This is a genomic window from Xanthobacter pseudotagetidis, assembly GCF_043194795.2.
GTDB lineage: Bacteria > Pseudomonadota > Alphaproteobacteria > Rhizobiales > Xanthobacteraceae > Xanthobacter > Xanthobacter tagetidis_A.
Genome location: NZ_CM195534.1, coordinates 4,683,314 through 4,708,136, shown reverse-complemented (window position 1 = coordinate 4,708,136; position 24,823 = coordinate 4,683,314). Strand labels below are relative to the sequence as shown.

The window sequence follows — 24,823 nt, the reverse complement described above, 5'->3', positions numbered from 1 at the left end:
CCCTATCGCCCCTCCGGGGCGCAAAACGCCGCCCGCCCTGCTTTCGTTCCCAAGCTGTCACGCCAGCCCCGCCTCTGCCAGCGCCGCCTGCTGCCGCGCGGCGAGGGCGGCCGGATCGAAATCGCCGATGGCCGCCTCGAACAGCCGGTGGAAATTGAGCTCCGCCTTCAGGTGCAGGAACACGGCGCCGAGGCCGATGGCGGCGCGGTCCATGAACACGAATTCGCGCGGCACCGTCACCGGACCGAGCGCCTTGAGCGCGGTATGGACCTGGAACGCCTCGCGGCGCCCGTACTGGCCCGGCGCGACGCCGTCGGCGATGGTGCGCACCCGGTCGTCCATCAGCGGGCCGTAGATGAAGCGCGCCCAGATGTTGAGGACGTCGATGACCTCCCGCCCGAGGCCCCTGAAGCCCCAGGTCTCGTAGGCGCCGACGATGCGCGCCTCGTCCCCCGCCATCAGGCCGCGATAGAGCTCCACCACGCCGGCGACGAAGCGCGGCGGGAAGATGCGGATGCAGCCATAGTCCAGCAGGTTGATCCCGGCGGGACGGTCCTGGTCCCGGAACACGGTGTAGTTGCCGAGATGGGGATCGCCGTGGATCACGCCGAAGCGGCTGAACGGCACCCACCAGGCGGCGAACATCGCCTCGGCGAGGCGGTTGCGCGTCTCCAGCGGGTCGTCCACGAAGGCCAGGATGCGCTCGCCCTCCAGCCATTGCAGGGTCAGCAGACGCCCGGTGGACAGGTCGGCGCGCACCCGCGGCACCCGGACCCGCGGCTCGTCGGCGAGCATGGCGGCGTAGAGCGCGGCGTGCTTCGCCTCGCGGCGATAGTCCAGCTCCTCGCGCACCCGCGCGCCGATCTCGACCGCGATCTCGCGGGTGTCGATCACCGCGCTCAGGCGCCGGTGGAGCGAGAACAGGAGGTCGAGCTGGGCGAGGTCCGCCTCCACCGCCGCCTGCATGTCGGGATACTGGAGCTTCGCGGCCACCTCCTGGCCGTCGAGGGTGGTGGCGCGGTGGACCTGGCCGAGCGAGGCGGCCGCGGCCGGCTGGTGCGAGAAGGCGGCGAACCGGCTTTCCCAGTCGCGGCCAAGCTCGGCGCTCATGCGCCGCTTCACGAACGACCAGCCCATGGGTGGGGCGTCGGCCTGAAGTTTCTGCAGCTCGGCGGCATATTCGGGCGGCAGCAGGTCCGGCACGGTGGCCATGAGCTGCGCCACCTTCATGAGCGGGCCCTTGAGGCCGCCGAGCGCCGCGGCGAGCGCGGCCGCGTTGGCTCCGCTCTCGCCGCCGACGAGCCGGCTCGACGCCATGCGGGCGGCGACGCCCCCCATTCCCGCGCCCACCCGCGCATAGCGCAGCGCGCGGGCGGAGAAGCGGTTCCTCTCCTGGTCGCTCATGTGTGCGGACAATCCTCGTTCACCCGTTTCCCGTCAGGTGGGGTCGCGGCGCCCTGAAGTCCAGGTGAGCGCGAGCAGCACCAGCAGCGCGAGCGGGGTCAGCATGTCGGTGTAGAGGATGGGCCCGGCATTGCCGCTCGCGAGATTGCCGGTCTTGGCGATCTGCACCAGATGGCCCACCGCCGCGCCGCCGAGGAAGCCGGCGCTCACCACGGCGACCGCCGCCCGGAAGCCCCAGCTGCGGTAGAAGGCGCCGATCACGCCTGCGAGGCCGATGCCGAGATTGGCGACGCCCACCTCGAACTGGAACGGGCTCGTGGCCCAGCCGATGGATTGCGCCGACTGGACGGGAAAGGCGATGTGGCCGAGCGCGGCCCACAGCCCCATCAGCCCCACCGGGAACAGGCAGATGCCTGCCGCGAGGCGTTCCGCCCAGAGCGCGGCGGGGCGCGGCGCCGGAGCCTTCAAGGCGGTGAGGAGGGCGAACAGGAGGGCCGCGCCCCAGCTCAGGATGGGAACCCAGAACACCATGGCCGTCTCCTCGGACCGCGCGCCCTGGGGGCGGGCCGGGAGCCACGGTGCCAGAAGGCGGCGGCGCGCGGAAGGCCCCGATGCGCCTGTCCCGGGCGCGGATCAGCGCGGCTCGACGCCGTCGCGGATGGCGCGCAGCCGCGGGTAGAGCTCGGGGAAGCTGTCGAGCGGCGTCACGCCCACCATCCGCATGTAGCCGGTGGTGCCGAAGCGCATCCACTGGACCACCTTCACGGGAGCGCCGGTGCGCATGTCCACGCCCTTGGCCATCACCTCGTAGCCCATGTGGTTGGCGAGCCGCAGCGGCTCGGCGCGCTCGACCTGGATGTCCTTCACGCCGGGTGTGCCGGCCAGCGTGCGCACCGCGAAGCGGCCGCGCTCGTCCTCGCGCGGCGCGCCGCCGGCCACCGTCACCACGAAATAGGGCTGCTCGGCGCCGTCCACCACATTCTTCGGCCCGTCGGTGAGGATCACGGTGGAGCCGCCCAGCGTGCGCACCACCCGGAAGCCGGCGAGGTCGTTGAGGGTGTAGGGCAGCGCCTCCACCTGCTCGCGGGCGGAGCGGAAGGCGAGGGTGGAAAGCGCCGCCCGCACGGTGGCGTCGGGATAGGCCACAGCCGCGCTCTCGGGCACCTGGAAGGTCACCAGCGCGGTGAGCATGTCGTTGCCGGCGAGCAGCACCCACTTGCGCAGCGTCACGGCGCCGGCGGCCTGGGTGCCGGTGACGAGAATGCCCTTGGCGCCGGTCACGGGGAAGTTCACGCGGGTCTCGACCTTGATGCCCTTCTCGGCCAGCGCCGCGTCGGTGAAGCTGGCCTCCAGCTGCGGGAACGCCTCGGCCGGCATGTCGACCAGCAGCAGCGCGGCGTTCTTGTCGCGGTCCTCGAAGCCGGAGAATGTGCGTCCCTCGCTCATGCCCTCCGGCGGCACGAGGCCGATGATGGAGCCGCGCGGAAACTCCACCTCGGCGGCGGCGGCACCGGACAGCGCCGCGGAGAAGGCGAAGAGCACGGCGGCAAGGGCAAGGCGCATCAGGCAGGCTCCGCTGGGGACCGGACCGGGGGCCGGGACATTCGGCTTTTGTGGTTCAAAGGGGGCCGAAGCGTGACGAATCAAGCGGAAACCGTCACCCGGCGCAAGGTGAGGTTGATGCGCCCGCCGCCGTCGAGAAGGCTGGATGAGCCGGCGATCACCCGGTCGACGCCATGGAAGGCGAGCCGGCTCGCGCCGCCGAGGCGCAGCACGTCGCCGGACGAAAGGCGCGCCGAGCGGGTGGGATCGGTGCGCGCGGCGCCGCCGATGCGGAACACGGCGGTATCGCCCAGCGAGACGGACAGCACCGGCGCCGTGAGGTCGTCCTCGTCCCGGTCCTGGTGCAGGCCCATCCGTGCGCCGGCGTCATAGACGTTGACGAGGCAGGCCTCCGGCGGCGGCGCGCCCGCCGCATGGGCCGCCCACAGGGCGAGGAGCGAAGCGGGCATGTCCGGCCAGGGCCGGCGGGTGTCCGGATGGAAGGACTGGTAGCGGTATCCGGTCTCGTCCGACACCCAGCCGAGCGGACCGCAATTGGTCATCCGCACCGAGAACGGCTTGCCGGTGCGCGGCATGCGCGGGGTGAAGAGCGGCGCCTGAGCGATCACGGCACGGATGTCGGCAACCAGCTGTTCCTGCGCCGCCCGGTCGAGCGCGTCGCGGAACCACAGGCATCCCGGTGCAATCTCCAGGCTGTGGTCAGAAGCTTGCATCAGAGACATCGGCGATATCCATGTCCGTGAGGGGTATTCGAACGGTCCAAGCCGTCCCTCTATCATGGTGCCATTGCCGCGAAATCGCGGCAAACTTCTGTCGAATAGCGTTCGTCATACTTGAGCATGGCCGCGGTCTGGAACTTTTTCTTCGCTCGGCTGTCCTTGTCTTCAGGTGGGCAGCCAAGAGGAGTTTGGATTATGAGACATGGCAAGGCTCTCGGCCTTTCGTTGTTTCTGCTGGCCGCCGGCACCGGCGGCGCGCTGGCTCAGGCGACCATCGTCACTCCCGTCCAGCGGGAATACATCACCGCCTACGTGGCGCAGAACCCGGTTCCGGCCGCCACGTACGGGTCCGACTACGACCCGGTCGTGGGCTCCGTGGTTCCCGAAACCGTGGTCCTGAACCAGTTCGTGGTGCGCCAGGAGCAGAACGGCAACTGGGACGGCGGCCAGGACGCGGTGCGCTCCATGCTGTACTTCGTCACCCCCGCCGCGCAGACCGTGCTCGTGGAGCCCGGCTCGCGCCGCGTCGTGTACGTGGTGCAGTAGGCCTCCCCCTAACTTTTGTCGGCAGAACGCGGTATCCGGTCAGCTTGCCGCTGCAAGCTGGCCGGCGCGTTTTCGGTGCGCGCCACGAACGGGAGGTCTCATGGCGCCGCACGGAAAATTCTACTGGAACGAGCTTCTGACCGACGACGTGGAGAAGGCCAAGGCCTTCTACGGCGCGACGCTGGGCTGGAGCTTCGCCGAGATGCCGATGGAAAGCGGCGGCACCTACTTCATCGCCATGCTGGGCGACGAGGCGGTGGCCGGGATTATGGACAAGACCGACATCGTGCCGCCTTCGGTGCCGCCGCACTGGTTCAGCTACATCAATGTGGACGACCTGCCGGCGCGCCTCAAGCTGCTGGAGGCGGAGGGCGGGCGCATCCTGCGGGCGCCGTTCGAGGTTCCGGGGGTCGGAGCGTTCGCCATCGTCATGGACGCCACCGGCGCCCCGCTCGGCTGGATGAGCGCGCAGGACGCCTGAGGCGGAGCGGGAGCGGGTCCGCCCGTGCCCGGGCTTGCCGTCATCCCCCGCCTTGTGCGGGGGGCCACCCTGCGGCAGGGCCGGCGCCCTCCGTCCCAGGCGCGCGGCGCGGCCCGGTGGATGCCCCGGACGAGCCGGGGCATGACGGAGGAACCCCGAGGCGGATGATGCAGCCGTGGACCGCGGCGGCGGGCGAGCCATGGCCCGGCAGCCTCCGGCCGCGCGTCAGGCCGCGAGGTCGTCGAGGCGCACCCGCCGCACGCCGGCCGCGGCCATGTCGGCCCAGGCCTTGTCCAGCGAGCCGTCGAGGTCGATGGCGCGGCAGCAGTCCTCCACCACATGGGTCGAGAAGCCGTGCCGCGCCGCATCCACCGCCGACCAGGCGACGCAGAAGTCGGTGGCGAGGCCGGCCAGATAGACCGTGTCGATCCCCCTGTCCTTCAGGTAGCCGGAGAGCCCGGTGGGGGTGGTGCGGTCGGCCTCGTAGAAGGTGGAATAGCTGTCGATGGCGGCGTGCACGCCCTTGCGGATGATCAGCTGGGCGTGGGGGATGTCCACATGGGCGGAGAAGCGCGCCCCCGGCGTGTCCTGGACGCAGTGGTCCGGCCACAGCACCTGCGGGCCGTAGGGCAAGGCGATGGTGTCATAGGGCGCGCGGCCGGGATGGCTGGAGGCGAAGGAGGCGTGGCCCTGCGGATGCCAGTCCTGGGTCAGCACCACGTTGCGGAAGCTGGCGGCCGCGCGGTTGCACAGGCCCAGAACCTCGTGGCCGCCCGGCACGGCGAGCGCGCCGCCGGGCAGGAAGTCCACCTGCAGGTCCACCACCACGAGGACGGAGCGCGGGTCGGAGCCCGGGGCACGGCCCCTCGGGTGGCGGTCGGTCATGGCGTTCTCCTCGCAGCAATGTGAAAAACGACGGAAGCGGCGCAGTGGACGCCTTGCGGCGCCAAAAGGCCCCCCCTATATGCGCCTTCGATCGTCGTTTTCGCGACGAACCCCAATTTCGTAAAGGGGGCCGGCGGATCGCCGCGGGAGGGGCCCGTGGGTATCCCCAGCGGACGCCGAAAGGGTCCGGCCGGTCTGCCGGCAAGGAGAAACTATATGGCCAAGATCATCGGCATCGACCTCGGCACCACCAATTCCTGCGTCGCGGTGATGGAGGGGGCCACCCCCAAAGTCATCGAGAACGCCGAGGGCGCGCGCACCACGCCCTCCATCGTCGCCTTCACGGAGGACGGCGAGCGTCTGGTCGGCCAGCCCGCCAAGCGCCAGTCCGTCACCAATCCCGAGCGCACCTTCTTCGCGGTGAAGCGCCTCATCGGCCGCCGCTACGACGACCCGACCGTCGAGAAGGACAAGAAGCTCGTGCCCTATTCCATCGTGCGCGCCGACAATGGCGACGCCTGGGTGGAGGCGGACGGCAAGAAGTATTCCCCCTCGCAGATCTCTGCCTTCATCCTCCAGAAGATGAAGGAGACCGCCGAGGCGTTCCTGGGCGAGAAGGTGGAGAAGGCGGTCATCACCGTCCCGGCCTACTTCAACGACGCCCAGCGCCAGGCCACCAAGGACGCGGGCAAGATCGCCGGCCTCGACGTGCTGCGCATCATCAACGAGCCCACCGCGGCGGCGCTCGCCTACGGCCTCGAGAAGAAGAATTCCGGCACCATCGCGGTCTATGACCTCGGCGGCGGCACGTTCGACGTGTCGGTGCTGGAGATCGGCGACGGCGTGTTCGAGGTGAAGTCCACCAACGGCGACACGTTCCTCGGCGGCGAGGACTTCGACATGCGCCTGGTGAACTACCTGGCGGATGAGTTCAAGAAGGAGCAGGGCATCGACCTGCGCAACGACAAGCTCGCGCTCCAGCGCCTCAAGGAGGCCGCCGAGAAGGCGAAGATCGAGCTGTCCAGCGCGACCCAGACCGAGATCAACCTGCCCTTCATCACAGCGGACGCCTCCGGTCCGAAGCATCTCACCATGAAGCTCACCCGCGCCAAGTTCGAGGCGCTGGTGGACGACCTGATCCAGAAGACCGTCGAGCCCTGTCGGCTCGCGCTCAAGGATGCCGGCCTCACCGCCGGGCAGATCGACGAGGTGGTCCTGGTCGGCGGCATGACCCGCATGCCCAAGGTGCAGGAAGTGGTGAAGCAGTTCTTCGGCAAGGAGCCTCACAAGGGCGTCAACCCGGACGAGGTGGTCGCCATCGGCGCCGCCATCCAGGCGGGCGTGCTCCAGGGCGACGTGAAGGACGTGCTGCTGCTCGACGTGACCCCGCTGTCGCTGGGCATCGAGACGCTGGGCGGCGTGTTCACCCGCCTCATCGACCGCAACACCACCATCCCCACCAAGAAGAGCCAGGTGTTCTCGACGGCGGAGGACGGCCAGACCGCGGTGACCATCCGCGTGTTTCAGGGCGAGCGCGAGATGGCGGCGGACAACAAGCTCCTCGCCCAGTTCGACCTCATGGGCCTGCCGCCGGCGCCGCGCGGCGTGCCGCAGGTGGAGGTGACGTTCGACATCGACGCCAACGGCATCGTCAACGTCTCCGCCAAGGACAAGGGCACCGGCAAGGAGCAGCAGATCCGCATCCAGGCGTCGGGCGGCCTCTCCGAGGGCGACATCGACAAGATGGTGAAGGACGCCGAGGCCCACGCGGCCGAGGACAAGAAGCGCCGCGCCGCGGTGGAGGCGAAGAACCACGCCGAGGCGCTCATCCACTCCACCGAGAAGGCCCTCGCCGAGCACGGCGAGAAGGTCGGCGCGGCGGAGAAGGGCGCCATCGAGGCGGTCGTGGCGGATCTCAAGGGCGTGATGGAGGGCGGCGACGCCGAGGCCATCACGGCCAAGACCAACGCCCTGGCCCAGGCCTCCCTCAAGCTCGGCGAGGCCATGTACGCGGCCCAGCAGGGCGGCGAGGCCGGCGCCTCCAAGCCGGCGGACGACGTGGTGGACGCCGAGTTCACCGAGGTCGACGACGACAAGAAGAAGTCGGCGTGACGCGATGCAAGGCGCGCCGCTCTTCCCTGGCGGGACGGGCGGCGCGCACGATTGTTTTGACGGGGTGGGTGCGCTGAGATCGTTGGCTTCGACGTGGCCCGATTCCCGCAGTCGCCCTCCGGCTTGACCGGAGGGCCCATTTCCCTGGCGTGGCGGATGGATGCTCCGGTCGAGCCGGAGCATGACGGCTTAAACCTGAAAGGACGCTCCCTTTCGCGGGACCGGCGGCGGGTGAAGACGCAAGATGGCGAAGCGCGATTATTACGAAACCCTGGGCTGCGACCGCGGCGCCGATGAGACGGTGCTGAAGACCTCCTACCGCAAGCTGGCCATGAAGTGGCATCCCGACCGCAACCAGGGGGATGCCGAGGCTGAGATCCGCTTCAAGGAGGTCAACGAGGCCTACGAGGTCCTGAAGGACCCGCAGAAGCGCGCCGCCTACGATCGCTTCGGCCATGCCGCGTTCGAGAATGGCGGCGGGGGAGGCCCTTCCGGCTTCGGCGACATGGCGTCCACCTTCGCCGACATCTTCGACGATCTGTTCGGCGGCGGCATGGGCCGCGGGCGCGGCGGCGCCGCCGGTGGCGGGCGCGGGCGCGGCGCGGACCTGCGCTACAACATGGAGATCACGCTCGAAGAGGCGTTCTCCGGCAAGACCGCGCAGATCAAGATACCCACCTCCGTCACCTGCGAGGCCTGCTCGGGCTCCGGCGCCAAGCCCGGCACCCAGCCCAAGGCCTGCCGCACCTGCGGCGGCGCGGGCAAGATCCGCCACGCCCAGGGCTTCTTCACCCTGGAGCGCACCTGCCCCACCTGTCAGGGCCGCGGCAGCGTGATCGAGGACCCCTGCGGCGCCTGCGGCGGCGCCGGCCGGGTGACGCGCGAGCGCACCCTGTCGGTGCAGATCCCGGCAGGCGTCGAGGACGGCACCCGCATCCGCCTCGGCGGCGAGGGCGAGGCCGGCGTGCGCGGCGGCGCGGCCGGCGACCTCTACATCTTCCTGTCCATCGAGCCGCACGCCTTCTTCCAGCGCGAGGGGGCCGACCTCTATTGCCGCGTGCCCATCTCCATGGTCACGGCGGCGCTGGGCGGCCAGGTGGAGGTGCCCACCATCGACGGCGACAAGACCAAGGTGAAGATCCCCGAGGGCACCCAGTCGCAGAAGCGTTTCCGCCTCTCCGGCAAGGGCATGCCGATCCTGCGCACGCGCTCCCACGGCGACATGTATGTCCAGGTGGTGGTGGAGACGCCGCAGAAGCTCACCAAGCGCCAGAAGGAACTGCTCGCCGAGTTCGACAAGGAGAGCTCCGGCGAGACCCATCCGGAATCCGCCGGCTTCTTCTCGAAGGTGAAGGAGTTCTTCCAGGGCGCGCCCGGCGAGGGCGCCTGAGGCGCATCGTTTGCCCTGCCCCAGCGACAGCCTCGGGGAGGCGGTCGGGGACATGTCCGGGAGCGGCTATTCCGTTACGACGCCTTTGCCGGTGGGGCGAGGGAGATGTGCTTCGGCCGCCAGCCCAGCTTGACCCCCACTGGTTTCCCGTCTAATCGCCTGCCATCCCCCCGGGGGCGCCGAGGTATCCATGCTTCATTCTCACGACCAGCGCAGGGCGAGCCGCAAGCTGACGCTCGGGAAGCCGCCGCTGAAGGACGAGGTCCGCTTCCTCCAGTCGTGGTTCCAGAACCCGCTCAAGACCGGCGCGGTCTCGCCCTCCGGACCGGCGCTGGCGAAGATGATGGCGCGCTATCTCGACCCGTCCCACGATGGTCCGGTGATCGAGCTCGGCCCGGGCACCGGGCCGGTGACGAAGGCGCTGCTGGAGCGCGGGTTCGCGCCCGAGCGGCTCTATCTCATCGAGTACAACCCCGATTTCTGCGCCCTGCTGCGCCTGCGCTATCCCGGCGTCACGGTGATCCAGGGCGATGCCTACGCGCTCGGCAGGACGCTGGCCGGCAAGCTGCCGGGACCGGCGGTGGGGACCATCTCCTCGCTGCCGCTGTTCACCATGCCGCAGCCCGAGCGCCATCGCATGGTCAACGAGGCGTTCGACCTCTGCCAGCCCGGCGCGCCGTTCGTGCAGTTCACCTATGCGGTGGTCTCGCCGGTGCCGCTGCTGCCGGGCAAGATCGAGGGCGAGGTCTCCCCGCGCGTGTGGCGCAACCTGCCGCCCGCCCGCGTGTGGGCCTATCACCGCCCGTGAGGGCGAGCGCGCGGCCCCATCCTCTCGCCCGCGCGGCGGGGTGCCGGCCGTGACGCGCTTTGTCTATCTCACCCATCCCCAGGTCCGGGTCGATCCGGCGGTGCCGGTGCCCGAATGGGGCCTCTCCGAGATCGGCGCGGCGCGCACCCGCGCCTTCGCCGCCCAGCCGGGGCTCGCGGCCTTCCGGCGCGTCGTCGCCTCCACCGAGGTCAAGGCCAAGGAGGCGGCGCAGATCCTCGCCGGCGCGCTCGGTATCGTGGTCGAGGTGCGCGGCGGCATGCACGAGAACGACCGTTCCGCCACCGGCTATCTGCCCGAGCCCGAGTTCCAGGCGGTGGCGGACGCCTTCTTCGCCAATCCGGAGGTGAGCGTGCGCGGCTGGGAGACGGCAGCGGACGCGCAGGCGCGCATCGTCGGCGCGGTTCAGGCGGCGCTCGCCGCGGCGCCGGGCGTGCCGACCCTGTTCGTCGGTCATGGCGGGGTGGGGACCTTGCTTCTGTGCCACCTGGCGGGCTACCCCATTTCCCGGGTCCACGATCAGCCGCCCGTGGGCGGCGGCGGCTGGTACGCGGCCGATGCCGGCGCGCCGCCCCGCGGCTGGCGTACCATGGAGGAGGGGCTGAGCCCGTGAGCGACGCTGAAATCTCTCCCCGCGACCGCCTGATCGTGGCGCTGGACTTCCCCAATGTCGCCGCCGCCGAGGCCCTGGTCTGGCAGCTGGGCGACGACGTGGCCTTCTACAAGATCGGCCTCGAGCTCACCATCGCCGGCGGCCTCGACTTCGCGTCCGAGCTCATCAAGTCCGGCAAGAAGGTGTTCCTGGACCTCAAGCTGCACGATATCGGCAACACGGTCGAGAAGGCCACCGCCGCCGCCGCCGAGCGCGGCGTCAGCCTGCTCACGGTCCATGCCTATCCGCAGACCCTGAAGGCGGCGGCCAAGGGCGCGCAGGGCAGCGCGCTGAAGGTGCTGGGCGTCACCGTCCTCACCTCCTATGACGATGCCGACCTCGCCGCCGCCGGCTATGCCGCCGGGGTGGAGGAGATGGTGCGCCGGCGCGCGGCGAGCGCGCGCGAGGCCGGCGTCGCCGGCGTCATCTGCGCGCCCACGGACGCGGCCATGGTGCGCGCGATCGTCGGTCCGGCGGGCCTGGTGGTCACGCCCGGCGTGCGCCCGGCGGGCGCCGACGTGGGCGACCAGAAGCGCATCGCCACGCCCGCCGATGCGCGGCGCGCGGGCGCGGACATGATCGTGGTGGGCCGGCCAGTGACGGCGGCAGCCGACCCGTTGGCGGCGGCGCGGGAGATCGTTGCGGAGCTGGCCGGCGCTTGAGCGGCAAGAAGGGGGGCGAAGGGATGGCGAAGGGCTACTGGTTCTTGAACCTCGACGTGGTCAACCCGGTCGATTTCATCACCTATCGCGACGCGAACCTCGATTACGCGCAGCGCCACCACACTCCGTTCCTCGTGCGCGGCGGCGACTTCGAGCAGATGGAGGGCATCAAGCGCCACCGCAACGTGCTGGTGGAGTTCCCCTCCTTCGAGGCGGCGGTCGCCGCCCATTCCTCGCCCGAATACGCGCCGATCGCCAAGCTGCGCGGTTCGACCGCCATCTGCGACCTGGCTGCGGTGGAGGGGTTCGACGGGCCGCAGCCTTCGCCCGCGCCGCCGAAGCCTGTGGCCGGCCGCCCGCTCGGCTACTGGATGGTGCGGATCGATGTGAGCGATCCGGAGCGCTACAAGGACTATGCGGCGGCGGTGGCCGAGCCGTTCGCCGCGTACGGCGCCTGGTTCGTGGTGCGGGGCGGGCGCAACGCGCTGCTGGAGGGCAAGGGCCGCCAGCGCTACGTGGTGCTGGCCTTCACCGACGTGGAGACGGCGCGCGCCTGCTACTTCTCGCTCGGCTATCAGCGCGCCCTCGCCATCCGCAAGGAGGCCGCGGAGGCGGACTTCGTCATCATCTCCGGCTTCACCGGCCGCGAGACCTTCTCCGCCTGACGGACGGCGCGCCCGTCCCGCAAAACCCGGAGCACCAGTCCTTGTCCGATCTGCGCATCGTCATCTCGGGGGCCGGCGGCCGCATGGGCCGCGCCCTGATCTCGGCCATCCTCGACACGCCCGGCCTCGCCTTGGCCGGGGCGCTGGAATATGCCGGCAGCAGCCATCTGGGCGAGGATGCCGGCCTCATGGCCGGCGGCCGGGCCACCGGCGTGAAGGTGACGAGCGTCGATGGGGACCTGCCCTCAGCCGACGTGGTGGTGGACTTCTCCACCCCGGCGGCCTCGGCCGGGCTCGCCCGGCGCCTCGCTGCCGCCGGCACTCCGCTGGTGATCGGCACCACCGGCTTCTCGTCCGAGGACGTTGCGGCGCTTCGCGAGGCGGCGGGCGCCATCGCCATCGTCAAGTCCGGCAATATGAGCCTCGGCGTGAACCTGCTCGCGGCCCTGACCCGGCGGGTGGCGCAGACCCTGGACGAGAGCTTCGACATCGAGATCGTCGAGATGCACCACAACAAGAAGGTCGACGCGCCCTCCGGCACCGCGCTGCTGCTCGGCGAGGCGGCGGCCGAGGGCCGCGGCCGCGATCTGGACGACTGTTCCGATCGCGGCCGCGACGGCGTCACCGGCGCCCGCAAGGCCGGCAATATCGGCTTCGCAAGCCTGCGCGGCGGCTCGGTGGTGGGCGAGCATGTGGTGATCTTCGCCGGCCCCTACGAGCGCATCGAGCTCGCCCACAAGGCGGAGGACCGCCAGATCTTCGCCCGCGGCGCGCTCGCCGCGGCGCGCTGGGTCAAGGGCCGTCCGCCAGGCCTCTATTCCATGGCCGACGTGCTCGGCCTCGCCGATTTCTGAGGAGCAAGAAAAAGATGTCCGACCGCGTCCTCGTCCTCGTCCGTCACGGGCAGAGCGAGTGGAACCTCAAGAACCTGTTCACCGGCTGGCGTGACCCCGGCCTCACCGAGCAGGGGGTCGCCGAGGCGAAGCGCGCCGGCGCGCTGCTGAAGGCCGAGGGCCTGGCGTTCGACGTCGCCTTCACCTCGGCGCTCACCCGCGCGCAGAACACCTGTCAGCTGGTGCTGGGCGAGATGGGCCTCGACAGACTGAAGACCATCCGCGACCAGGCGCTGAACGAGCGTGACTACGGCGACCTCTCCGGCCTCAACAAGGACGATGCCCGCGCCAAGTGGGGCGAGGAGCAGGTGCATGTCTGGCGCCGCTCCTACGACGTGCCGCCCCCTGGCGGCGAGAGCCTGCGCGACACGGTGGCGCGCACGCTGCCCTTCTACATCCAGGAGATCCTGCCCTGCGTGCTGCGCGGCGAGAAGACCCTGGTGGCGGCCCACGGCAACTCGCTGCGGGCGCTGGTGATGGTTCTGGAGCGCCTGTCGCCCGAGGGCATCATGAAGCGCGAGCTCGCCACCGGCGCGCCGATCCTCTACCGCCTCGCCGCCGATTCCACGGTGATCGAGCACCGCGACCTGATCGCCTGAGGCGGGTAAAGGGCGCGGTCTGGCTCTCCGGCAGTTCGGAACTGGTGGCGACGGTGCGTCATGACGGCGCGCCCGCGGCGGCGCCGGACGGCGGGGCGCCGCATCCGGGGGAGCACAAGGTGCTGCGGTCGGGAGGCGGGATATCAGGCGCCTTCGCAGACATCGCCGCTATCGACGGCAGCCTCGAGGCGCGGGCGCGCATCAGCGGCGGGACGGTCATCGTCTCTCTCGTCCCGCGGGCCGACGCCGCCACGCCGCCGGCGAAGTAGCGCGGGCGAAGCCGGCCGTCCCGACGCCTCGTCTCAGGAACTGCGGACCGATATCTTGGGCGGCGGATGTCTTCATTTGGAAATACGCTTGCTATGCGTTCTGTTTACGCTTCGACAACCAAATGTTCATCGCCCATTAAGAGAAGTAAAAACTCTTTTCTCTCCGCCCTTTAGAAAATTTTCATGCGCTGCTGTCACGCTCATTCCGGGTTGGGAACGAGTAACAGGTGGCGTACCGATGACCGATGCCTATCGGGCCAGAGTTAAATACGTGATCGGGCCGGACGGGGGACCGCTGACCATTGCGGATCTGCCGCCGCCGGATACGCGACGCTGGGTCATCCGTCGCAAGGCGGAAGTGGTGGCGGCCGTGCGCGGCGGCTTGCTTTCCCTGGAGGAAGCGTGCAAGCGCTACACGCTCACCGTGGATGAATTCCTTTCCTGGCAGGCTTCCATCGACCGTCACGGCCTTCCGGGCCTGCGCACCACGCGCATCCAGCACTACCGGCAGTAGGCGACGCGCTCCAGCGCCGCGGCGATGAAGGCGCGGAGCACCTCGCCCCCGGCCTCGGGCGATCCCACATTCTCGATCACCAGGTCCGGCGCCACCTCGGCGTCCGGCGCATGGGCGAGGCGCTCGGCGATCTGCGCCGCGCTTTCGCGCCCGCGCCGGGCCAGCCGCGCCGCCCGCACCTCGGCAGGGGCTGTGACCAGCACCACCCGCACCCGCGCGAAGCGTTCCCGCGCCAGCGGCAGGCTGGCGCGCGAGCCGTTGGCCACCACCACGCCGCCGTCGCGGATCATCGCTGCCACCTCCGGCCCCAGCGCATAGCCGAGCCCGTGGGCGCGCCAGGAGAGCGGGAAGCACCCCGCCGCGCGGCCGGCCTCGAACTCCGCCTCGTCAAGCCTGCCATGGGCCTCGCCCTCGCCCGGCGGGCGGGTGACCAGGCGGCGCGCGAACAGCACCCGCCGCTCGCCTGACAGGCGCGAGCGCGCCACGTCGATCAGCGTGTCCTTGCCGGCCCCCGAGGGGCCGACCACCAGCACCAGCGTGCCGGGACCGATCGGCGGCCCGCTTGCTTCGGTTCGGTCCGTTCCTGGCATGCTCATGCCACCCTGATCCCCTCGCGGCGGACCTCGCGCGCCACCGGCATGTCGCCGACGAGCCGCACGCGGACGAGGTCGGCGCGCTGGCCCGCGGCGATCTCGCCGCGGTCGTCGAGGCCGGTGGCGCGCGCCGGGGTGCGGCTCACCATGCGCACCGCCTCGGGCAAGGCGATGGATGCCACCCGACGCGGCAGCTCGAAGGCGGCCCACAGCAGGCTGGAGGGCACGTAGTCCGACGAGAGGATGTCGAGCATGCCCTCGCGCGCCAGCGCCTCGGCGGCGACGTTGCCGGTGTGGGAGCCGCCGCGCACCAGGTTGGGCGCGCCCATCAGCACGCGCACGCCGGCGGCGTGGGAGAGCTTCGCCGCCTCATGGGTGGTGGGGAACTCGGCCAGCGCCACGCCCTCGTCGACCGCCTGCGCCACATGGTCGGCGGTGGCGTCGTCGTGGCTCGCCAGCACGCAGCCATGGGCATGGGCGAGCGCGACGAGCCCCTGGCGGTTGGCGCTCGCATAGCGCTCCTGGAAGGCGAGGCGGTGGGCGATGATCTCGTCCATCTCCTGCGGGCTGATGCCGCCCTTCTGCATGTAGTAGCTGGCGAACTGCTCCACCGAGGCGAACTGCCGCTGGCCCGGCGTGTGGTCCATGAGCGAGATCAGGCCGACGGGCGCGATCTTCATGACGGCGGCGGCGTCGTCCACCACGGTCTGCGTCGGCACCTCGCAGCGCAGGTGGATCAGATGGTCGGCGCGCAGCACCCCGGCCGCGCGCGCCTCGCCGAGCGCCGCCACCACCCGCGGCAGGTCGCCGTCGAGGCTGGAGACGCCCCTGTCCGGCCAGATGCGCAGGCTGTCGAACACCGTGGTGATGCCGGAGGCGGCGATCTGCGCGTCATGGGCCATGGCGGCGGCGAGCGGGTTCCAGCGCACCTTGGGGCGGGGCGAGAGGTGGCCTTCGACGTGGTCGGTGTGCAATTCGACGAGGCCGGGCAGGAGGAAGTCGCCCTCCAGGTCCTGCGCGCCCGAGGGAACGGCGCCCGTGCCGACGGCGACGATGCGCCCGTGCTCGATGGCGACGTGGCCGTGGACCACCTCGTTCGCGAGCACGAGGCGGGCGTTGGCGAGCACCTGTTGCGTCATGTCGTCCCCGTCTGGTCTGGAGCAGGCGCTGCGGCCATGTGGACCGTGCGGTCGGCGACCGCGGCGCGCGTCTCGGCGTCGTGGAAGATGCCGAGGATGGCGCAGCCCTCCCGTCGGCGTTCGCGGATAAGCTCCACCACCACGGCGCGGTTCTCGGCGTCGAGGGAGGCGGTGGGCTCGTCGAGCAGCAGCAGCTTCTGGGCGCCGAGGAAGCCGCGCGCCACGTTCACCCGCTGCTGCTCGCCGCCGGAGAAGGTGGCGGGCGGCAGGCCCCACAGGCGCTCCGGCAGATTGAGGCGCGCCAGCATGGCGCCGGCGCGCGCCTTGGCCTCGCGGTCGTCCGTCCCGGCCGCGCGCAGCGGCGCGGCGACGATGTCGAGCGCCGACACGCGCGGGATCACGCGCAGGAACTGGCTCACATGGGCCATGCGCTCGTGCCTCAGGCGCAGCACCAGGCGCGGCGCGGCGCCCGCCATCTCGGCGAAGCCGGCGCCGTCGGCGATGCGCACCGAGCCGTTCGCGATCCGGTAGGCGCCGTAGATCATCTTCAGCACCGAGCTCTTGCCCGCCCCCGACGGCCCGCCGAGCGCCACGCACTCGCCGGCGCCCACCATGAAGGAGAGGCCGGCGACCGCCGGCAGCCGGGCGCCGCCCTTCAGGTGCAGGGTGAAGGTCTTGGCGAGGTCTTCCACCGCCAGCAGGGGCGGGTGTGCCGGTTCGGCGCGGGCGGTCATGGCGTCAGCACCGAGGATACGAGGAGCTGGGTGTAGGGCGCCTGCGGGTCGTCCAGCACCTGGTCGGCCAGCCCCTCCTCGATCACCCGTCCGTGGCGCATGACGATGATGCGGTGGGCCAGCAGGCGCGCCACCGCGAGGTCGTGGGTGACGATCGCCACCGCCAGCCCCATCTCCTCCACCAGCGCGCGGATGAGGTCGAGCAGGCGCGCCTGCACCGAGACATCGAGGCCGGAGGTGGGCTCGTCCATGAAGACGAGGCGGGGCCGGCTGACGAGGCTGCGGGCGATCTGGAGCCGCTGGCGCATGCCGCCGGAGAAGGAGCGGGGGTCCTCGTCCATGCGGGCGGGATCGATCTCCACGCGGGCGAGGAAGTCCGCCGCCTCGGCGCGGATGGCGCCGTAGTTGCGCCAGCCGGTGGCCATCAGCCGCTCGCCCACGTTTCCGCCCGCGGAGACCGCCATGCGCAGCCCGTCCTCGGCGCGCTGGCGCACGAAGCCGAAATCGGTGCGCATGAGGAGGCGCCGCTCCGCCTCGGGCATCAGCGCAAGGTCGGCGAGCACGCCGTGGCGGCGGCGATAGAGCACGCGCCCCGCGCTCGGCGCGTGCGCGCCGGAGAGCAGGCCGAGCAGCGTCGACTTGCCGGAGCCGGATTCGCCGACGATGGCCAGCACCTCGCCCTCGTGCAGCGCGAGGTCGACGCCCCGGCAGCCGATGCGGGCGCCATAGTCGCGGCCGAGCCCCTCGGCGACGAGAAGGGGTTCGTCGGCGGTCATGGCGCGTCCCATCCGGTGGCCCTGCCGCGCCGGCTTGCCTCTCCCTCAGCCGCGACGCTCGCCACCGGGCCACCCTCCCCCCTTGCGGGGGAGGGCAGGGTGGGGGGTGGGGCCTCAGCGGTTGGCGCGGCGACGGGATCGGCGGCGGCCTCACCCCCCACCCCAACCCTCCCCTGCAAGGTGGGAGGGGGTGCGTCGCTCAGGGTGGCGGGAGCGCCCAGTTCGCCCACATGCCCGGCCTCGCGACGGCTCGCGCAGTGGTCGGTGTCGGAGCACACGAACATGCGCCTGCCGGCGTCGTCGAGGATCACCTCGTCGAGATAGGCGCCGGTCGCCCCGCACAGCGCGCAGGGCGAGGAGAAGCGCTGCACCTGGAACGGGTGGTCCTCGAAATCCAGCGAGCGCACCGCCGTGTGCGGCGGGATGGCGTAGATGCGCTGCTCGCGCCCGGCGCCGAACAGCTGCAGCGCCGGGGAGCGGTCCATCTTCGGGTTGTCGAACTTCGGGATCGGCGAGGGGTCCATCACGTAGCGGCCCGCCACCTCCACCGGATAGGCATAGGTGGTGGCGATGTGGCCGTGGCGGGCGATGTCCTCGTAGAGCTTCACGTGCATCAGCCCGTAGTCGGCGAGCGCGTGCATGCGCCGGGTCTCGCGCTCGCGCGGCTCCAGGAAGCGCAGCGGCTCGGGGATCGGCACCTGGTAGACCACCACCTGACCCTCCCGGAGCGGCGTCTCGGGCAGGCGATGGCGGGTCTGGATCACGCTCGCCTCGCGGGTGCGCGTGGTGGTGGCGACGCCCGCCGTGGCGGCGAAGAAGGCGCGGATGGAGACCGCGTTGGTGGTGTCGTCGGCGCCCTGGTCGATCACCTTCAGCACGTCGTCGGCGCCGAGGATGGCGGCCGTCACCTGCACCCCGCCGGTGCCCCAGCCATAGGGCATGGGCATCTCGCGGCTGGCGAACGGCACCTGATAGCCGGGAATGGCGATCGCCTTGAGGATCGCCCGCCGGATCATGCGCTTGGTCTGCTCGTCGAGGTAGGCGAAGTTGTAGGAGAAGGCCGGCAGGCTCATGGCTCGTCCTCCCCGGCTGGCGCGGCGGCCGCATGCTCGGCGCGCATGCGGCGGATCAGCTCCAGCTCGGCCTGGAAGTCCACGTAGTGCGGCAGCTTCAGGTGCTCCAGGAAGCCGGTCGCCTGCACGTTGTCGGCGTGGGCGAGCACGAACTCCTCGTCCTGCGCCGGGGCGCGGCGCTCCTCGCCCAGCTCTCCGGCGCGCAGCGCGCGGTCCATGAGCGCCATGGCGATGGCCCTGCGCTCGCTCTGGCCGAAGGCGAGGCCGTAGCCGCGGGTGAACTGCGGCGGCGTGGTCGGCGAGCCTTTGAACTGGTTCACGCTCTGGCACTCGGTGAGGGCGATGTCGCCGAGCGGCACCTCGAAGCCCAGCTCCTCCGCGAACATCGACACCTCCACCGCGCCGAAGCGGATCTCACCGACGAAGGGGTGGGTGCGTCCATAGCCGCGCTGGCTGGAGTAAGCGAGCGACAGCAGGAAGCCCTCGTCGCCCCGTGCCAGCGCCTGCAGGCGCAGGGCCCGGTCGGCGGGAAAGGCGAGCGGCGCGCGGGTGAGGTCGGCGGGTGGCGTGCCGTCGTCGGCGGGCGCGGGCTCGATGAGGCCGTCGGCGGCGATGAGGTCGGTGACGCGCGGCATGGGGGTGGACGCTCGGTCCGGGAAACCCTCCCCCCTTGTGGGGGAGGGCAGGGTGGGGGGTGTCCCACCCATGGCCGTTGGGGCAGCGGCGGCTTGACCCCCCTCCCCATTCCTCCCCCACAAGAAGGGAGGGGGCGCGTCCTGAGTGGGAGGGGGCGCCTCGTGCGGCGGCGCTGCGTCGCCGGCGCGCGTCATGAGCCGCGGATCCAGCAGGCGGTGGGTGTAGTCGAAAGTGGGGCCGAGCACCTGGCCGCCCGGCACGTCCTTGAAGGTGGCGGAGACGCGCCGCTCCGCCGCCATGGCGCCGGTGTTCACCGGCACGCTGGCGCCGAAGCGGGGCAGGGTCGCGCGGAAGGCGCGGGCAAGGAACACCGCCTCGATCAGGTCGCCGCGTGCCTGCTTCAGGGCCAGGGCCGCCAGCTCGCGGTCATAGAGCGAGCCTTCCGCCATCACCCGGTCCACCGCAAGCGCGAGCTGCTCGGAAATCTGGTCGAGCCCGATCTCGGGCACGGCCGGATCGCCGCGCCGCCGGTCGTCGAGCAGCGCGTGCGCGGCGCGGATGGCCTTCTCCCCGCCCTTTGCCGCCACATACATCAGCCGCCCTCCACGAGCCGCACAGAGCGCGGCAGCGCCGCGATCCGTCCCGGCGCCGTGAGCACGATGTCGACGCCCAGCGGGAAAAGGCACCCGTTGGCGGCAAGGCGCGCGGAAAAGTCCGCCGGCAGGGGCGACGCGCCGAAGTGGCGCCGGCCGGGGATGCCGGGGCCTTCCAGCTGCAGCGGGCCTTCCTTCAACTCGTCCATCGCGACGATCAGCGTCGCCGACCGGTCGGGATAGTCCGGCTCGCCTTGGGCGAAGGCGGCGAGGTTGGGCAGGTTCGCGCCGTCGCGCAGCAGGGCGAAGCTGGCGGCCGCGGGGTCGGCGGCGATCGGCGCGCCGGTGTGGAAGGCGAGGAAGCCGCGCACGTCATCGCTCGCCGCCAGCGGCGGGTCGAGGAACAGCGGGGTCTCGAAATCCGCCAGCGTCAGAGCGAGCGCCGCCAGCTCGGGCGTGAGCGGCGCGGGCGGGGCGAGCGGAGCGGAAAAAGCGAAGACGCGTCCCGGCTCGGCCATGGCCGCCATGAGCGCGCGGAAGGCGCGCTGGGTCTGGTGCACAGGGTCGGAAAAGCCGGGCGCGAGAAGGGCGGCGGCGGACATCAGTCCTCCCCCCGCGCCAGCGTGAAGAAGTCCACCTTGGTGGCGGCGGTGCGCGCCCCGCGCTCGGCCGCTTCCAGCGCCAGGCGCCCGGCGAGCGGCGCCAGCGCAGCCTCCACCGCGTCGCGACGGGCGGTGTCGTGCCACAGCGCGTCGAGGATGGCGGCGGCGCGGGTCTCCTCCGGCGCCCGGCCGAGCCGGTAGCCGAAGCCGGTGGCGCCACCCTCCAGACGCACCGCCGCGCGGGTGGCCGTGGCCTCTCCGAGATTGAACGGCGCGCCGTCGCCGCCGATACGCCCGCGCACCATGACGAGACCGATCTCCGGCGTGCGCAGGTCCTCCACCGCCGGCACTGGCGCGAGGCGTGCCAGCGCGGCATCGAGCTCCGCGCGCCGGGCACGGGCAAGAAGGCCCATCACGGCCTTGCGGCGCCGGGCGGCATCGGGCGGGGAGGCGTGGTCCGGCATGGCGTTCATGAGGCGGCGGCCCTGACGGCGGCGGCGCGGGAAGCGTCGCAAAAGGTGTACATGATTTGTATAGTGTTCTATACAAATGTACAAGGCCGTCTGGGGAGCCATCGATGTCGGAGACGCCGCGCAGCCTGCACGCCGAAGGTCACGCTCCTGTGACGGAGGAGGCGGCCGGCGTGGAAAGGGGCAGCGGCATCACGCTGTGGCGCCAGATCGCCGAGCGCATCGAGCAGGAGATCGCCACCGGCGAGCGCGCCGCCGGGGCGCGGCTGCCGGTGGAGACCGAGCTTGCCGCCACCTTCGGGGTCAACCGCCACACCTTGCGCCGGGCGCTCGCTTATCTCACCGAGCGCGGCCTGATCGAGGCGACCGCCGGGCGCGGCACGTTCGTCAAGGAGCCGCCGCTGCGCTATCCGATCGGCCCGCGCACGCGCTTCTCGGAGATCGTCGCGGCGGGCGGGCGAGAGCCGTTCGGCCGTTTCCTGGGCTCGGCCGTGGAGCCGGCGGATGCGGAGGTGGCGCGCGAGCTGGGGCTCGCCGAGGGCACGCCGGTGCTGCGCATCGAGAGCGCCCACGAGGCGGACGGGGTGCCCATGTCGGTGGGCTCGTCCTGGTTCCCGCACGGGCGCTGCCGCGACCTCGACCTGGTCTATGCCGCCACCGGCTCGCTCACCCGCGCGCTCGCCACCCTCGGCATCGCCGACTACCGGCGGCGGGAGACGCGCGTCACCGCCCGCCCGGCGACGCCGCAGGAAAGCGATCTGCTGAGCCTGCCGCCCGGCCGCGCGGTGATGGTGCTGGAGCGGCTCGACACCGAGCTGAGCGGCGCACCGCTCCAGTTCGGCCGCTCCTCCTTCGCCGCCGACCGGGTGCAGCTGATCCTCAAGCCCTGAGCGCGGACTTTGCCTCCTCCCCGCGCGCGGGCTACATCGCAAGCGGGCTGGCGTCGTCGCGCACGGCCTCAGCGCGGAGGACATCATGGCGGAGACGGCGGACGGACGGACCTATGACGACGTGAACGAGAGCGTGCACGCGTCCACCGGCATCGTCGCCGCGCCCCACCATCTGGCGGCTGAGGCGGGCCGTGACGTGCTGGCCGAGGGCGGCAACGCCGTCGAGGCGGCGCTTGCCGCGGCCGCCGCCATCGCCGTGGTCTACCCCCACATGAACCATCTGGGCGGCGACGGCTTCTGGCTGGTGCGCGAGCCGTCCGGCAAGGCGCGCTACATCGAGGCCTGCGGCTTCGCCGCCGGCGGCGCCACCATCTCCCATTACCGAGATCTCGGCTATGACGCGTTGCCGACGCGCGGGCCGCTCGCCGCGCTGACCGTGCCCGGCGCGGTCTCCGGCTGGGCCGCCGCCGGGGCCATTGCCCGCGCCCATGGCGGTCGCATGAGCCTGCCGCGCCTGCTGGAGCGGGCGGTCCACCATGCCCGCGAGGGCGTTCCGGTGTCGGCATCGCAGGCGCGCCTTTCGGCCGAGAAGAAGGCGGAGCTGGAGAACGTGCCGGGCTTCGCGGACGCCTTCCTGCCGGGCGGCAAGGTGCCGGAGGCGGGGACGATCCAGCGCCAGGCGCGGCTCGCCGACACGCTGGACCATCTCGGCCGCGCCGGGCTGCGCGACTTCTACGAGGGCGACGTCTCGCGCGAGCTGGCGGCGGACCTGGAGCGCATCGGCAGCCCGCTCCGGCGCTCCGACCTTGCCGCTTTTGCCGCCGTCGAGCGGGCGCCGCTGAAGGTGAAGGTGGACGCCGCCACGGTCTACAACGCGCCGCCGCCCACCCAGGGCCTCGCCTCGCTTTTGATCCTGGCGTTGTTCTCCCGGCTTGGGGTGAAGCGGGCGGAGGGCTTCGAGCACCTGCACGGCCTGATCGAGAGCACCAAGCGCGCCTTCATGATCCGCGACAGGGTGGTGTGCGACTTCGACCATGTGCCGGAGGACCTCGCCGCCATCCTCGCCGACGCGCGGCTCGACCAAGAGGCCGCCGCCATCGATGCGCGCCGGGCGCTGCCCTGGCCGCGGCCGGCGAAGAAGGGCGACACCATCTGGCTCGGCGCCGCCGACAAGAGCGGGCTCGCGGTATCCTACATCCAGTCCATCTTCTTCGAGTTCGGCTCGGGCTGCGTCCTGCCGGCGACCGGCGTGCTGATGCAGAACCGCGGCGCCAGCTTCTCGCTCGATCCCAAGGCGCTCAACCCCTTGAAGCCGGGGCGCCGGCCGTTCCACACGCTGAACCCGGCGCTCGCCGTGCGGGGCGATGGCCGGGTGATGGCCTACGGCACCATGGGCGGCGAAGGCCAGCCGCAGACCCAAGCCGCGGTATTCTCGCGCCATGCCCTGTTCGGCGTGCCGCTGGGCGAGGCCATCGCCCGGCCGCGCTGGCTGCTCGGGCGCACTTGGGGGAGCACGGTCACCAACCTGCGGCTGGAGAGCCGGTTCGACCCCGAGGTGGTGGACGCGCTGGCGCGCGCCGGCCACGATCTGGAGGTGCTGGGCGAGCCGTTCTCGGACACCATGGGCCATGCGGGCGCGGTGGTCATCCACACCGACGGCCACCTGGAAGGCGCGCACGACCCGCGCGCCGACGGCGGCGCGGCGGGGGTGTAGCTCGCCGGGAAACGCCGGCCTGGACGGGCGGGCGACAGGGAGCATGGCCGTGATCCGACGTCGAACTCTCGTGGCCGGTGCCGCCGGCCTGCTGCTCGGGGCGGCGGGCCTGAGGCCCCGCTCCGCCTCCGCACAGCCGGCGACGCCCACCGCCGGGGCGGTGCAGATGACGCCCGACCGGGTGCTGAACCAGAACGCCGTCCCGGTGTTCGGCTATCGGGTGGTGAAGGTCCACCCGCACGATCCTTCTTCCTATACCGAGGGGCTGGTGAGGGTCGGCGGATCGATCTTCGAGGGCACCGGCCTCTACGGCCGCTCGCGCCTGCTGGAATGGGACCTCGAGAGCGGGCGCGTCCTGCGCCGGCTCGACCTCGATCCCAACTATTTCGGCGAGGGCGTCACCGTGCTCGACGGGCGCGTCTACCAGCTCACCTATCTGGACAACCGGGCCTTCGTCTACGACCAGGCGACGTTCCGCAAGGTCGACCAGCTCGACTACGGCACCCAGGGCTGGGGTCTGACCCATGACGGCGCCCACCTGATCATGAGCAACGGCTCGTCCATGATCGAGTACCGGGACCCGAAGACCTTCAAGCGGCTGCACCGCTTCTTCGTGTCCGACGCCGTGGCGCCGGTGGGCTTCCTCAACGAACTGGAATTCGCGCGCGGCCGGCTCTACGCCAATGTCTGGCAGACGCCCTACATCGCCGTCATCGATCCCACCGCCGGCAAGCTGGCCGGATGGATCGATCTCAGCGGCCTCAACCCGGACCCCAGGTCGCTGAAATATCCCTATGTCCTGAACGGCATCGCCTTCGACGAGGCGAGCGGCAACCTGCTGGTCACCGGCAAGTGCTGGCCCCATGTGTGGGAGATCGCCTTGGTGCCGCGGGGACAATGACCCCTCGATGGCAAGGGGCGCTCCCGGCCGGAACCGGGAGCGCCCCGCAACAAAGGTGGGATCGAAGTCATCCGGCCATGTCAGCGGCCGGCGCGGGGATCAGCGGATCGTTCCGCCGCCGTGCCGCGTCGATCCGGTTCAGCGCTGCCGCTCGTCGCGGCGCTCGCCGTGCTGACCCTGCTGGCCGCCCTGCTGCTGGCCGCTGTGCTGCGGGTTGCCGTGCTGGCCGCCGTGCTGACCGCCCTTCTGGTTCTGGCCCGGCATCTGCGACTGCTGCTGGTCGCTCTTGTGCTGGTCGCTCCGGCCCGGATTCTGCGGCTTCTGGCCGGGCGTCTGCTGGTGGCGTTGATCCTGATCGCGATTGGTCATGACCTGGTTCCTCCAACCAGCCCCGCCCGCTTAACGTCCAGGCTGCGGGAAGGTTCCGGCGGGGCGGCTCCGACAGGACCGGCGCGGCGTCGCAAAAAGCAAAGGCCCGGCGCTGGGGCCGGGCCTTGACAGGGGGGGCGCTCTGGAGAAGGG

Annotated in this window: 28 protein-coding genes and 1 pseudogene; 15 read left to right on the top strand and 14 right to left on the bottom strand. The window is 71.4% G+C overall.

The genetic code is table 11. The annotated features are described in order from the left end of the window. Nucleotides 1–57: 57 nt before the first annotated feature. From V5F67_RS21565 to V5F67_RS21550, 4 genes are all read right to left on the bottom strand, one after another. Nucleotides 58–1,404, bottom strand: a complete 1,347-nt coding sequence (locus V5F67_RS21565; RefSeq protein ID WP_394018120.1) for an ABC1 kinase family protein — start codon at nucleotides 1,402–1,404, stop codon at nucleotides 58–60. Between the two features lie 33 nt (nucleotides 1,405–1,437). Further along, entirely contained in the window at nucleotides 1,438–1,935 is a 498-nt protein-coding gene (locus V5F67_RS21560) for a DUF6790 family protein (RefSeq protein ID WP_394018118.1), read from the bottom strand. 102 nt (nucleotides 1,936–2,037) lie between these two features. Beyond that, on the bottom strand, nucleotides 2,038–2,967 hold the full coding sequence (locus V5F67_RS21555; RefSeq protein ID WP_394018116.1) for a hypothetical protein: 930 nt from the start codon (nucleotides 2,965–2,967) through the stop codon (nucleotides 2,038–2,040). Nucleotides 2,968–3,047: 80 nt separating this feature from the next. Further along, the gene (locus V5F67_RS21550; RefSeq protein ID WP_394018114.1) at nucleotides 3,048–3,680 is read right to left on the bottom strand and encodes an alpha-ketoglutarate-dependent dioxygenase AlkB; all 633 of its coding nucleotides are present in this window, start codon (nucleotides 3,678–3,680) and stop codon (nucleotides 3,048–3,050) included. A gap of 201 nt (nucleotides 3,681–3,881) precedes the next feature. Between V5F67_RS21550 and V5F67_RS21545 the strand changes: the two genes are divergently transcribed. Both V5F67_RS21545 and V5F67_RS21540 read left to right on the top strand, forming a co-directional pair. Continuing rightward, complete coding sequence (locus V5F67_RS21545; protein WP_394018112.1) at nucleotides 3,882–4,232, top strand: hypothetical protein; 351 nt, start codon at nucleotides 3,882–3,884, stop codon at nucleotides 4,230–4,232. A 100-nt stretch (nucleotides 4,233–4,332) separates the two neighbouring features. Beyond that, entirely contained in the window at nucleotides 4,333–4,713 is a 381-nt protein-coding gene (locus V5F67_RS21540) for a VOC family protein (RefSeq protein ID WP_394018110.1), read from the top strand. Nucleotides 4,714–4,938: 225 nt separating this feature from the next. Here V5F67_RS21540 and pncA read toward each other — a convergent pair whose 3' ends face one another. Then, nucleotides 4,939–5,598 carry a bifunctional nicotinamidase/pyrazinamidase gene (gene pncA / locus V5F67_RS21535; RefSeq protein WP_394018108.1) on the bottom strand — a complete coding sequence of 220 codons (660 nt, stop codon included), beginning with the start codon at nucleotides 5,596–5,598 and terminating at the stop codon, nucleotides 4,939–4,941. 216 nt (nucleotides 5,599–5,814) lie between these two features. Here pncA and dnaK point away from each other — a divergent pair, with 216 nt between their 5' ends. The 10 genes from dnaK to sciP all read left to right on the top strand — a co-directional run bounded on the left by dnaK (nucleotide 5,815) and on the right by sciP (nucleotide 14,180). Continuing rightward, on the top strand, nucleotides 5,815–7,710 hold the full coding sequence (gene dnaK, locus V5F67_RS21530; RefSeq protein WP_394018106.1) for a molecular chaperone DnaK: 1,896 nt from the start codon (nucleotides 5,815–5,817) through the stop codon (nucleotides 7,708–7,710). Nucleotides 7,711–7,954: 244 nt separating this feature from the next. Further along, nucleotides 7,955–9,100 (top strand): molecular chaperone DnaJ, encoded by a 1,146-nt coding sequence (dnaJ, locus tag V5F67_RS21525; RefSeq protein ID WP_394018104.1) that lies wholly within the window; start codon nucleotides 7,955–7,957, stop codon nucleotides 9,098–9,100. 190 nt (nucleotides 9,101–9,290) lie between these two features. Further along, complete coding sequence (locus tag V5F67_RS21520) at nucleotides 9,291–9,908, top strand: class I SAM-dependent methyltransferase (RefSeq protein ID WP_394018102.1); 618 nt, start codon at nucleotides 9,291–9,293, stop codon at nucleotides 9,906–9,908. 49 nt (nucleotides 9,909–9,957) lie between these two features. Beyond that, nucleotides 9,958–10,539, top strand: coding sequence for a histidine phosphatase family protein (locus tag V5F67_RS21515; protein ID WP_394018100.1), 582 nt, complete (start codon nucleotides 9,958–9,960; stop codon nucleotides 10,537–10,539). Further along, nucleotides 10,536–11,240 (top strand): orotidine-5'-phosphate decarboxylase, encoded by a 705-nt coding sequence (pyrF, locus tag V5F67_RS21510; protein ID WP_394018098.1) that lies wholly within the window; start codon nucleotides 10,536–10,538, stop codon nucleotides 11,238–11,240. The genes V5F67_RS21515 and pyrF overlap by 4 nt, the downstream gene beginning before the upstream one ends. Continuing rightward, entirely contained in the window at nucleotides 11,237–11,905 is a 669-nt protein-coding gene (locus V5F67_RS21505) for a DUF1330 domain-containing protein (protein ID WP_394018096.1), read from the top strand. The genes pyrF and V5F67_RS21505 overlap by 4 nt, the downstream gene beginning before the upstream one ends. A 41-nt stretch (nucleotides 11,906–11,946) precedes the next feature. After that, complete coding sequence (dapB, locus tag V5F67_RS21500) at nucleotides 11,947–12,759, top strand: 4-hydroxy-tetrahydrodipicolinate reductase (RefSeq protein WP_394018094.1); 813 nt, start codon at nucleotides 11,947–11,949, stop codon at nucleotides 12,757–12,759. Between the two features lie 14 nt (nucleotides 12,760–12,773). Continuing rightward, nucleotides 12,774–13,397, top strand: coding sequence for a 2,3-bisphosphoglycerate-dependent phosphoglycerate mutase (locus tag V5F67_RS21495; protein WP_394018092.1), 624 nt, complete (start codon nucleotides 12,774–12,776; stop codon nucleotides 13,395–13,397). 44 nt (nucleotides 13,398–13,441) lie between these two features. Next, nucleotides 13,442–13,666, top strand: coding sequence for a hypothetical protein (locus V5F67_RS21490; protein WP_394018090.1), 225 nt, complete (start codon nucleotides 13,442–13,444; stop codon nucleotides 13,664–13,666). Between the two features lie 238 nt (nucleotides 13,667–13,904). Continuing rightward, the gene (gene sciP, locus V5F67_RS21485) at nucleotides 13,905–14,180 is read left to right on the top strand and encodes a CtrA inhibitor SciP (RefSeq protein WP_121622632.1); all 276 of its coding nucleotides are present in this window, start codon (nucleotides 13,905–13,907) and stop codon (nucleotides 14,178–14,180) included. Here the strand turns inward: sciP and phnN are convergent. From phnN to phnG, 8 genes and pseudogenes are all read right to left on the bottom strand, one after another. After that, nucleotides 14,168–14,776 carry a phosphonate metabolism protein/1,5-bisphosphokinase (PRPP-forming) PhnN gene (gene phnN / locus V5F67_RS21480; protein ID WP_394018088.1) on the bottom strand — a complete coding sequence of 203 codons (609 nt, stop codon included), beginning with the start codon at nucleotides 14,774–14,776 and terminating at the stop codon, nucleotides 14,168–14,170. The genes sciP and phnN overlap by 13 nt on opposite strands. After that, on the bottom strand, nucleotides 14,773–15,912 hold the full coding sequence (locus tag V5F67_RS21475) for an alpha-D-ribose 1-methylphosphonate 5-triphosphate diphosphatase (RefSeq protein WP_394018086.1): 1,140 nt from the start codon (nucleotides 15,910–15,912) through the stop codon (nucleotides 14,773–14,775). The genes phnN and V5F67_RS21475 overlap by 4 nt, the downstream gene beginning before the upstream one ends. After that, nucleotides 15,909–16,646: a phosphonate C-P lyase system protein PhnL gene (phnL, locus tag V5F67_RS21470; RefSeq protein ID WP_394018084.1), complete on the bottom strand. Its 738-nt coding sequence runs from the start codon at nucleotides 16,644–16,646 to the stop codon at nucleotides 15,909–15,911. The genes V5F67_RS21475 and phnL overlap by 4 nt, the downstream gene beginning before the upstream one ends. Next, entirely contained in the window at nucleotides 16,643–17,422 is a 780-nt protein-coding gene (gene phnK / locus V5F67_RS21465) for a phosphonate C-P lyase system protein PhnK (RefSeq protein WP_394018082.1), read from the bottom strand. The genes phnL and phnK overlap by 4 nt, the downstream gene beginning before the upstream one ends. A gap of 206 nt (nucleotides 17,423–17,628) precedes the next feature. Then, nucleotides 17,629–18,495, bottom strand: a pseudogene (locus tag V5F67_RS21460) (alpha-D-ribose 1-methylphosphonate 5-phosphate C-P-lyase PhnJ); the annotation flags it as partial. Then, entirely contained in the window at nucleotides 18,492–19,724 is a 1,233-nt protein-coding gene (locus tag V5F67_RS21455) for a carbon-phosphorus lyase complex subunit (protein ID WP_394018080.1), read from the bottom strand. The gene V5F67_RS21455 and the pseudogene V5F67_RS21460, both read right to left, overlap by 4 nt. Then, complete coding sequence (gene phnH, locus V5F67_RS21450) at nucleotides 19,724–20,326, bottom strand: phosphonate C-P lyase system protein PhnH (protein ID WP_394018079.1); 603 nt, start codon at nucleotides 20,324–20,326, stop codon at nucleotides 19,724–19,726. The genes V5F67_RS21455 and phnH overlap by 1 nt, the downstream gene beginning before the upstream one ends. Further along, nucleotides 20,326–20,799, bottom strand: a complete 474-nt coding sequence (gene phnG / locus V5F67_RS21445) for a phosphonate C-P lyase system protein PhnG (protein WP_394018077.1) — start codon at nucleotides 20,797–20,799, stop codon at nucleotides 20,326–20,328. The genes phnH and phnG overlap by 1 nt, the downstream gene beginning before the upstream one ends. Before the next feature lie 104 nt (nucleotides 20,800–20,903). Between phnG and phnF the strand changes: the two genes are divergently transcribed. The 3 genes from phnF to V5F67_RS21430 all read left to right on the top strand — a co-directional run bounded on the left by phnF (nucleotide 20,904) and on the right by V5F67_RS21430 (nucleotide 24,301). After that, on the top strand, nucleotides 20,904–21,686 hold the full coding sequence (gene phnF, locus V5F67_RS21440; protein ID WP_394018075.1) for a phosphonate metabolism transcriptional regulator PhnF: 783 nt from the start codon (nucleotides 20,904–20,906) through the stop codon (nucleotides 21,684–21,686). Nucleotides 21,687–21,771: 85 nt separating this feature from the next. Further along, nucleotides 21,772–23,400, top strand: coding sequence for a gamma-glutamyltransferase family protein (locus V5F67_RS21435; protein WP_394018073.1), 1,629 nt, complete (start codon nucleotides 21,772–21,774; stop codon nucleotides 23,398–23,400). A 49-nt stretch (nucleotides 23,401–23,449) separates the two neighbouring features. Further along, on the top strand, nucleotides 23,450–24,301 hold the full coding sequence (locus tag V5F67_RS21430; RefSeq protein WP_394018071.1) for a glutaminyl-peptide cyclotransferase: 852 nt from the start codon (nucleotides 23,450–23,452) through the stop codon (nucleotides 24,299–24,301). Between the two features lie 138 nt (nucleotides 24,302–24,439). Here the strand turns inward: V5F67_RS21430 and V5F67_RS21425 are convergent, their stop codons facing one another. Then, complete coding sequence (locus V5F67_RS21425) at nucleotides 24,440–24,670, bottom strand: hypothetical protein (protein WP_394018069.1); 231 nt, start codon at nucleotides 24,668–24,670, stop codon at nucleotides 24,440–24,442. Nucleotides 24,671–24,823: the final 153 nt, after the last annotated feature.